This is a genomic window from candidate division KSB1 bacterium, from assembly GCA_016214895.1.
Lineage (GTDB): Bacteria > Electryoneota > RPQS01 > RPQS01 > RPQS01 > JACRMR01.
In genome coordinates, this window is the sequence record JACRMR010000022.1 from 1 (window position 1) to 9,295 (window position 9,295).

At 60.8% G+C, this 9,295-nt stretch carries 7 protein-coding genes; 3 read left to right on the forward strand and 4 right to left on the reverse strand.

Annotation, left to right across the window (positions count from 1 at the left end):
* Window positions 1–2: 2 nt before the first annotated feature.
* The 4 genes from HZB60_11725 to HZB60_11740 form a co-directional block, all read right to left on the reverse strand.
* Window positions 3–590, reverse strand: a complete 588-nt coding sequence (locus tag HZB60_11725; protein MBI5060437.1) for a transporter — start codon at window positions 588–590, stop codon at window positions 3–5.
* Between the two features lie 39 nt (window positions 591–629).
* Window positions 630–1,682 carry an NAD(P)-dependent alcohol dehydrogenase gene (locus tag HZB60_11730; GenBank protein ID MBI5060438.1) on the reverse strand — a complete coding sequence of 351 codons (1,053 nt, stop codon included), beginning with the start codon at window positions 1,680–1,682 and terminating at the stop codon, window positions 630–632.
* Between the two features lie 126 nt (window positions 1,683–1,808).
* Complete coding sequence (locus HZB60_11735) at window positions 1,809–3,752, reverse strand: thiamine pyrophosphate-binding protein (GenBank protein MBI5060439.1); 1,944 nt, start codon at window positions 3,750–3,752, stop codon at window positions 1,809–1,811.
* Window positions 3,753–4,449: 697 nt separating this feature from the next.
* Window positions 4,450–5,481, reverse strand: coding sequence for a sigma-54-dependent Fis family transcriptional regulator (locus tag HZB60_11740; protein MBI5060440.1), 1,032 nt, complete (start codon window positions 5,479–5,481; stop codon window positions 4,450–4,452).
* 952 nt (window positions 5,482–6,433) lie between these two features.
* On the opposite strand from HZB60_11740, the gene HZB60_11745 reads away from it, so the two are divergent.
* The 3 genes from HZB60_11745 to HZB60_11755 all read left to right on the forward strand — a co-directional run.
* Window positions 6,434–7,777, forward strand: a complete 1,344-nt coding sequence (locus tag HZB60_11745) for a 2-hydroxyacyl-CoA dehydratase (GenBank protein MBI5060441.1) — start codon at window positions 6,434–6,436, stop codon at window positions 7,775–7,777.
* A gap of 30 nt (window positions 7,778–7,807) precedes the next feature.
* Complete coding sequence (locus tag HZB60_11750) at window positions 7,808–8,974, forward strand: 2-hydroxyacyl-CoA dehydratase (GenBank protein MBI5060442.1); 1,167 nt, start codon at window positions 7,808–7,810, stop codon at window positions 8,972–8,974.
* 153 nt (window positions 8,975–9,127) lie between these two features.
* Window positions 9,128–9,295, forward strand: a 168-nt coding sequence (locus tag HZB60_11755; protein ID MBI5060443.1) for an acyl-CoA dehydrogenase family protein, incomplete at its 3' end; no start/stop codon positions are given.

Sequence of the window (9,295 nt, forward strand, 5' to 3'; positions counted from 1 at the left end):
CATCATGTCCATGCCGTGCCGGTTCGTGCCAGCCCCTCTTTTAGGCCGCTGCCGACCGACAGCCCAGCAGTCACCCATCGGTCAGGCTCCATCGGGCCGGTGGGGACGGTTTCCGAAAACCGACTTTTTGCGGGACGTTCCTTATTGTACTCCCCGATCGGGATGTTGAAGAAGGGACTGACAGCCATCCAGAACTTGTTGTCCGGCTGATTCACGACCCAGAATGACGCCACGGCGACTGGGTCCGCGAGCCCCGTGGCCGCTGCGCCACCCGCTCCGGCATCCACTTGTTGGTCTTGGCCGACGACCAGGAGCTGGGGATCAAAGACGAGCGAACCGACTTGTGTCCAGTAGACCGGCCTCAGAATGAACACGTCCGCGCTGACGCCGACATTGTCTGATACCTTGTCGCCGTCAGCATAGAACTTGTTGCCGGAGATGTGCTTCCAGTACGTGATCATCGCCGCCGTCCCAGCAGGGGCTGGGATGTAATCCCTGGCGTTGTTGCCCGCCCCAGAAGGCGGGCCAGCTTGGGTAATGGCCGGCATGCCAATGGTAATGACGCTCGCGATAAGAAAAAACTTCTTCATGGTAACTATCCTCCTTCGCTTGTGAGGAGCTCACGACCTTTAACCGAAGTGAATCACCGGTTTTATCACATTGTCTTCCTTCGTCGTCATCAACCGGAGCCCCTTCTCTGCATCGGCGAACTTGAAATGGTGCGAGCTCAGCTTGGTGGGATCGACGCGGCCTGCCTGTATGAGGCTCATGAGTCTCGCCATCCGTTCGCTTCCCGCAGGGCACAGGAGCGTCCGGATGGTCTTCTCGGCCATGCCAAGACCCCAATCCAAGCGGGGGATGTTGATGTAGTCTCCGTGCCCGTGGTAGCCGATGTTGGAGATGGTTCCACCGGGGCGGGTCACCTTGATGCAGTTCTCAAAGGTTGTCTGAGAGCCGAGGGCCTCCATGGCCGAGTCCACGCCAACTCCGCCGGTCTGCCTCATGATTTCGGCGACGGGATCCAACTCCTTGAAGTTGACCGTGACGTCGGCCCCATACTCCTTGGCGAGTTGGAAGCGGTGAGGCACGCAGTCCACCGCAAAGATTCGACTCGCCGCCAGGAGCCTTGCCGCGGCCACCGCCATGAGGCCCACCGGGCCCAACCCGAAGACGGCAACCGTCCCTCCCACGGGGATGTCGGCGTTCTCTGCGCCCTTGAACCCGGTAGACATCATATCTGTCGCGTAGGCCGCGGCCTCATCCGACACGTCGTCAGGAATGGGAGCCAGGTTCCCCTGAGCGTCATTGACATGAAAGTACTCTGCGAGATTGCCGTCTTTTTGAGCCGTGAACCTGTAGCCTCCCAGAGGTTGGGTGCACTGGGACGAGAAGCCCCGCTGACAGTTGTGGCACTGCCAGCAGGGCGTGATCGCGTTTACTGCTACCCGGTCGCCCACCTTGAAGCCCCTGACCAGATCGCCAAGCTTATGAATGACTCCGACGGCCTCGTGGCCGAGCGCTCGACCCGAGAAGTCACCCATGCTCCCCGACACGGTGTGGACGTCGGAGGTACAGATCAGCGCAACAGTGGTCTTGATGATAACGTCAAGCGGTCCAGGCTCTGGAATCGGCCTTTCCACCATCTCTACTTGCCCAATTCCCTTCATAATGAGTGCCTTCATTGCAGCTCCTTTCGTTAGGCGGGTAGGTTTCGAGGCTCCGAGAAGCGTTTTCAGCGAGCAAACTCGTAGGGCTGCCGCACCTTCCGTGCTGGCGCACAGATTTGATGCGCCAGCACGGAGCCGCCTTTAGTCCTCGGGAATTCCAAGCTCGTAATCTTCTTCCTGCAGATTCCACCGGTCGTACTTCACGTCGCTCGGCTTCAGCCCATACTTTTCGAACTTGAACGCCTTACCACCGAACTTCAGGCGCATCTTCCGGAGGTACCGGGTCGCCTCGTTCCAAGGGATATGCTTCCACATGTTCACGCAGATAGCGCTGTCGAGGAGCGACTGGACCGGACTCCTATCAACCTTGATGTTCACAACTGCGGTCTTGCCCTGTTCCGCCGCCTGGAAGGCCCTCTTCAGTGCGGGGCGGACTCCGTCGTTGGTCGTGACCCACTCTCCGTGGCAACCGATCGCCTCAAACATCTTGTCGTAGCGCTGGTCGGGGATGACGAAGTGGGGAGCGACCTCACCTTCCGGCAGGCCGTACCAACCAAAGTTGCGTCCATACTGCGCTTCAGACCCGCCCATCCAACCGCCGTTGTTATTCACGACGTAGACGATCGGAAGTTTGTGGCGCAGTGCCGTCTCGACGTCCATCCCGTGGACTCCCATGCCTCCGTCGCCCATCATGGCGAGAACCATCTTCTTCTTGTCGCAGCCGAAAGAGGCGCCGATCGCCTGGCCTATCCCGTGGCCGACGCCGGCAAACGCCCCTGCGTCAAGGATCTGGCCTGCGAACTTGGCCTGGACGTATGGGCTCAGGAAGTTGCTGCCCGTAAACGCGTCGAACGAGTAGTACAGCTCGCCCTTGTACATCTCGTCGGCCTCTTCGACGATGAGCTTGCCAAGCCACGCGGGGTGGACGGGGCTCAAATCTTTGAACTGCTCGGCCCGCTGCTGCAGGTGGTCGGTCCGATGCTTCTCGACCTCCCTCACCTTCTCAAGCCAACTCGCCCGGGCCGCCGGGACTGGCGAAGACTTCTTCTTCAGCGCTGCGATCAGGTCCTCAAGGGTGGCTTTGACGTTCGCGTTGACCGCAAGTTCCGTCGGGATCCACGGGCTGACGTACTCGGGCGCCTCTGCGATTTGAACGGCCTTCTTGATTTGGAACCGAGTGCCGAAGAAGTCGTAGAAGTCCATTCTCGCGCCGAGGACGAGGAAGATGTCCGCCGCGGCACCAATATCGGCGGACTTCCAGATCAGGGGATCGTCTTCCGGGAAGGAGCCTCGTCCGCCGCGGCGACCCATCACCGGAATCTGAGCAAGCCGTGCGAACTCCCTCAGCTCGGCCTGGGCACCCGTCCACATCACCTCGTCGCCCGCGTAGAGGACGGGTTTGTCGGTGGAGGAGAGCAGGTCCAGGATCTTCTCGACCACTCGCGGATCCGGGCGTGCCACGAGAACCGGTTCCTTCAGCCAATTCTCAAGATAGAGGTTCTGGTAGGGGGGATGGGGGCCGGTGAGGGCGTTGAGCTCGAACTCGAGCACCGAGGGCCCCCGAGGAAAGGTCATTGCCTCCTGGATGGCCTTGCGGAGCCAGAACTTGTAGGTTCTGGCGTCGATGAGTCGTTTCGACAGTTTCGTAAAGCTCTCGAAGACCTTCTCCCCGTAGCACTCTTGCAGAGTCGCCACGCCGTCGTCTTGGCACTCGTGGCCGCCCAGGAGACACAGCATGGGGGTATCGCTGACCGCGGCCTGGTGCACGGAGCTCAGAAGGTTCGTTCCGCCCGGTCCAGCCGTGGCCATGCACACGCCGAGCTTTCCGGACACCCTAGCGTACGCCTCAGCCGCATAGCCGGCCGTGCCCTCGTGCCTCACCGTAACGTGCTTGATGCCCTGCTTGATCATGGGGTCGATGAACGGCCACATGTGGCCACCCCAAACCCCGAAATTGATCTCGACCCCCGCCTCCTTGAGGGCCTCGGGTACGAGCAATCCCGGTTGGGGGTAGGCCTCCAGATCGCCCGGTTCGGCCTTGACGTCTACCACGCTCTTTAGGTTCATCGCTTCTTGAGTTTCCATCCCTTTTTCGCTCCTTTCAGTCCTCCGTATCCGCTCATTTCCGGCCTACGCATCGCATCACTCATTTCTATCCGAAGTGTCGTCTCAACCATTCCTCTCCTTTGCGTTGTTTGGTGTATCTTTCAAGGTGGGAGTAGCGGTGAGCAAACGGCGTGCCATTATGAAATTATTGCCAACTGGCTGCCGCTTCTTCTTCTCGCCAAGTCCTCTTCCAGGCGGCCTTATTGGCCCTCTGGACCCACAAACCAGGTTTGTTCGATGAGACACTCGACGTGCGAACAGACTTGGCCTTGAGACACTCGACGTGCGAACAGACTTGGCCTTGAGACACTCGACGTGCGACAGACTTGGCCTTGAGACACTCGACGTGCGAACAGACTTGGCCTTGAGACACTCGTGCCCAGTCAGAACTTGCGATTTCGCAGGGTGCCTCGGAAGCAAACATGGGAGAGGCACAGGGCTTCCACCGTTGGAAGAAGCGCTCTGGGATGAAGTCGGAGCGCAAACCGAACGCGCAGGAGGGTGATCGCGAGGCTCTGCGAGGTGGGTCAGGGCTGAGACAAGGAGTGTGTCTCAGCTAGGGCGCGCCTGGCTGGCGTTCGTCGAGCAGCCGGGCGGAGGGGGAGGGCGATGGGAGTTGCCTGCAGGGTGGCCCCCTGGACGGGGCGGCATTCATTACCCCAAATCACGTCATGTTTCAGTCGTGCCGGTTACCGGGGCCTCGCACGGACGTCGCGAACATGGACCTGTAATCGATGTTCAACGCTTCCAATTTCCGATAGAGAGTGGAGCGCGAGATACCAAGATCCTCCGCTGCGAGGCGAACCCTCTTGTGTCGTGCCAGCGCGCGAAGAATGATGCGGCGCTCATCGTTGTGTAGAGTCCAGGCCCGATCGTACACGCCCAGCGCTCCCGGGCGCTCGGAGTGCTGTTTCCGGCTCGTGACGCTTGGCCCGTTACTCCCAGCATTCGCCACAGTTGACGGGAGGTCGCTCAAACCGATCTCATCGCCGTCGCAGCGAAGCATTCCCGATTCGACCGTGTTGCGAAGCTCTCTGACGTTTCCGGGCCAATTGTACTGCTCGAGCGCTTTGGCCGCTGCCGGCGACAGTGTCTTTTTCTGAACACCGGCCCTCTCGCAAAAGGCTCTCATCATGTGCTCCGCGAGAAGAGGCACGTCTTCGGGCCGCTCCCGCAGGGGTGGGATTGCGAACGTGGCCACGCCGAGCGTGTAGTAGAGATCCGAACGGAATGTGCCCTGTGCTACCAGTTCCATCAGCGACCGAGTGGTTGCGGCGATGACCCGGCAGTCCGTGGTCACCTCCCGGTCCGACTCAACGGACCCGAAAGTCGAGGTTTCAAGGACTGTCAGGAGGCCGGCCTGGACGAGCACAGGCATCTCTCCGATCTCATCCAAAAACAGGGTCCCGCCGTCCGCCGAACCCAACAGATCCAGTCCGCGCCGGGAGTCGTTACCTGTGAAGGTCGCATGCGCATATGCGAAGAAACTGTTACCGAACACTCGTGTGTCGATCGTTCGGCAATCGACCGTTTTGAACGGACGCGATCGCCGCCTGCTCTCGTCGTGGATGTGCTTCGCGATCGCCTCTTTTCCGGTCCCGGTTTCACCGACGAGCAGGACATTCAAGTCCGTCAGGGCGATCTTGGCGATCCTGGCCATGACCTGCATGAGTCGCGGGTTCCGGGTACCGAGGTCGCCGAAGTTCAACGCGCCCTCAGACACCGGGGAACGAACGGCTGGGGCCGAATGTCGCGAAGTCCCGGGCACCGCCCTGAAGGGTGCGTGAGCGCCTCCTTCCGTCTGGCTGCGACCCGTCGAGAGCCGGTCTGCCGATCTTGGGGCCCCGGCCCTCGCTCCTTCACATGACGCTGGCCTGTGGTCATTGGGATCTCGGTCCATGATGCCTTTCTATGTGTCGGGCTGCGGGTTCGGGTTCTCAACCGACGGTCGCCCGGGACTTTGACACCTTTTTGAAGTCGAACAGACCATTGCCTCGGTCGTCAGCAAACGGCATGCCCAGCCATGTCAGCCAGTTCGAGACAACTGTTTCCAACACCATGCGGTGCAAACGCGGAATGTTCCCCTTGGCCGACGGCGTCGTCCAGCAACCACAGAGCCGGGGAGCGCAGCCTGTCTGCTTCTTTACAAGGCGGAACGTCGATCCCCTGTGAGGTCGTGGCAGTTCTCGTGCGGCCGAGCGACCTTCCGCCCAAGAAATGATGGGCGCCAATAGGGCCGTGTGCCATGAGCGCCATCGGTTCTTGGTGCCTCTTCGAACGCGAGACACTTTTCACGCAGTGTTTCTTGCTTCGTGGACCCGTCACTCCTCCCAAACAGGAGAGTATTTGCTCACGGGTCGCCGGAATGACCGGTGCAGGATCTTGTTGGCACGTTGCTTGCTCACCCTAGCATTTGTGTGCAAAGCCGGCCGGGCCTGCACAGACGGACGGCCTGGTGAGCGGTCAGTGTGTGCCAGCCAACCGGATCTGAATCACGGCGGAAGACCACAAGAGGGCAGGGGGCCTTCGTCTGGAAACGAACTCCCTCGTGCCATGGGCGGCGGCACACGCGTCGACGACGCTGGCAGAGTACCTGGCGACACATCCTGGGATGCTTGGCCCTGGCGTCAAAGAGACGGACGACCGGAAGAGGAGCGACGATGGGCCCTGAGAAGAAAGTCAAACGGATCAACAGTCTCGAATCCATGTATCCGCTCCGCGCCAGGGTGGATGCCTCCTACAAGAGGAGCGTGGAGGCGATGGCTGAGGGCAGGCCCCCGGTGTGGAGCATGGTCAACTTCTGGCAGGGGTCGCCGATCCTCAAGGCCATGGACGTCGAGGTGGTCTACCCCGAGAACTACGGGGCGGTTTGCGCGTCTGCCGGTGTGGCTGCTACCTACCTCGAACGGTCTGATGCCGCGGGCTTCCCCACCCACCTCTGCAGCTACGCCCGAAACAACTATGGCTACACCCACCGGATGATGCGCGAGATGGAAGGGAAGATCCCGCCGGAGGCGCCGATGGGCGGAATGCCTCAGCCGATCCTGCTGGTGGCGTCCAACTCCCTATGCGATGCCCGCTACAAGTGGTTCCAAGGTCTGGGGCACTACCTTGACGCGCCCGTCTACACCCTGGAGATGCCCATCCCGGGTGTGAAGGAGTTCTTCCAACCTGGGGTCTACGAAAGCTGCGTGAAGGTCGCCACCGAGAACACGCGGGAGTTCATCCGGTTCGTCGAGCGGTTGTTGGGCCAGCGCCTCAGCACGGACCGCCTGGAAGAGGTCGTGGCCGACATGACCGAGATGAACCGGGTGTGGTACGAGGTGAACGAACTTCGCAAAGCGGCTCCCTGCCCTATGCATTCCCGCCACTTCTGGGCTTGCATGCCGGCATCGTTGTACCTGTTGGGAGACATCAAGTCTGCGATCTCCGAATATCAGGCCCTCCACGACGAGGTTTCGGCTTTGATCGCCAAGGGCCAAGGCGCCGTGGCCCATGAGAAGTACCGACTCGGGTTTGCCGAACTGCCACCGTGGCACAGCCTCAAATTCTTCGACGCTCTTGCCGAGCGTGGATGGAACTTCGTGGTGGAGAGCTGGGCCTATCACCCTCCGATTCCGATCGACCTGTCGCACGTGAGCGACCCGGTGGAGAAGATCGCACGCCACAGCCTCCAATACAATACGGGCTACTATAAGTATGCGGCCGCAGACGGCGGTGACTTCGGCTACCTGGGCTACCCCTATGTTCATTTCGCCAAAGAATACAAGATCGACGGGATGTTCTTGCACCCTCTCGTAACGTGCCGAAGCGCATCGACGCACTTGGGATTCATCCGCGAGACGCTCGAGACCAAACTGCACGTGCCCAGCCTCTCGGTCGAGGGGGACATTGTGGACCTGACGCTCTTCGATCCGGGCGACGCGCTGCGCAGAGCCGAGGCGTTCGAGGAGAGCATGGAGCACCACCGTGAGAAGCGACAAAGAGCAGGCATGGACTGGTAACTCTTGCCGAGAGAAGAAGGGGCGCCCGACATGGCGAACACGGGTTTAGCGAGAGCCAAAGAGATTCTCCGGTCGAGGCAGGAATACGCCAGGGCCCTGCAAAGGGACGGAAAGAAGGTCGTCGGCTATCTCTCGATTCACGTCCCACTGGAAATTGTAGAAGCCTTCGATGTGGTGCCGTTTCGGATCCTCGGCGACATTCGGGAGCCCGTCACTGAGGCCGATCGCGGGTTGCCCGCCGCCTTCTGCCCCTACATGAGAAGCGTCCTGGACCTTTCGCTCAAGGGCAACTTGAGCTTCCTCGACGGTTTCGCCATGGCCCACCCCTGCGACGCACAGGAGAAGACCGCCCGGGTGCTGTTGTCGTTCGTGAACTTTCCCTTCACCCACTTCATCGATATTCCCGCCACCACGCATGGCTATGCCGTCGAGTACTTTCGAAACCAGATCGACAACTTCTGCACCCAGATGAGCCGGTTCGTCGGGCGACCCCTCTCCCAAGAGAAGCTCAGGGAAACGACCCGCGCGTACAACGAGCAACGGGCCCTCGTCCGGGCACTCTATGATCTGAACCGAGCCGATCCCCCTGCGCTCTCGGGGCGCGAAACTCTGGAGGTGATCCTCGCGGTCCAGAGCCTGCCGGTTGGGCCGAGTCTCTCGCTCCTACGCGAAGTCATCGCCGAGGCCGGAAGCCGAGGTCACGGGGGTCCGCCCAAGCGGCGCCGCGTCATGGTGTGGGGCAGCGTGGTCGACGACGCCGCATACCTGGACGTGATCGAAGCTGGCGGGGCCAACGTGGTGACAGACGATCTGGACGAGGGCACCCGCCCCTTCCAGAGCGACGTGGACACGAGTGGCGATCTGATGTCAGCGCTCGCGAAGAGGTATCTGGTGGACGTACGTACTGCGAGGACCTTCATCGACAAGGGACAGGGGGCAATGAAGAAAGATCACGTCACGGATTTGGAGGCTCGTTACAGCCATCTCCGGCGCTTCATCGAGGGTTGGGACGTCGACGGCGTGATCCTGCTGACGGTTCGGTATTGCGATCCTCACGGTTTTGAGATGGTGGACCTCATGGACTACCTCCGGTACTTGAAAGTGCCTTTCACGTCTGTGGAGCACAACTACTCGGAGGGCGCCCTTGCACCGATGCGGACGCGCATCGAGGCCTTCATCGAGACGCTGGACGAATAGAGGCCCCGCACATATCTCGCCGGAATCGACATCGGGTCGACGTGGACGAAGGCGACCGTCTGGTCATTGCCAGGGAGATCCTGAAGGAGACTGCCTGAAAGGTCCAACACCGTCGGAACCAGGAAATGCCACACCCCATCCGGAGGTTGTCCGATGAACCGCCTGACCGAAGAACAGAAGATCACCCTGGACATGGTGCGCAAGGTCGCGGACCGGGAGATCGCACCGAGAGCCAAGGAGCTCGATGAGAAGTCGCTCTTCCCGGAGCACGCGCAGAACCTGTTTGCGGAGCTGGGCCTTCTGAACCCGCTCCTGCCCCCC

Coding starts and splice junctions, on each gene's coding strand:
- HZB60_11745 (MBI5060441.1), top strand. CDS start 6,434: ATGGGCCCTGAGAAGAAAGTCAAACGGATCAACAGTCTCGAATCCATG.
- HZB60_11725 (MBI5060437.1), bottom strand. CDS start 590: ATGAAGAAGTTTTTTCTTATCGCGAGCGTCATTACCATTGGCATGCCG.
- HZB60_11735 (MBI5060439.1), bottom strand. CDS start 3,752: ATGGAAACTCAAGAAGCGATGAACCTAAAGAGCGTGGTAGACGTCAAG.
- HZB60_11730 (MBI5060438.1), bottom strand. CDS start 1,682: ATGAAGGCACTCATTATGAAGGGAATTGGGCAAGTAGAGATGGTGGAA.
- HZB60_11750 (MBI5060442.1), top strand. CDS start 7,808: ATGGCGAACACGGGTTTAGCGAGAGCCAAAGAGATTCTCCGGTCGAGG.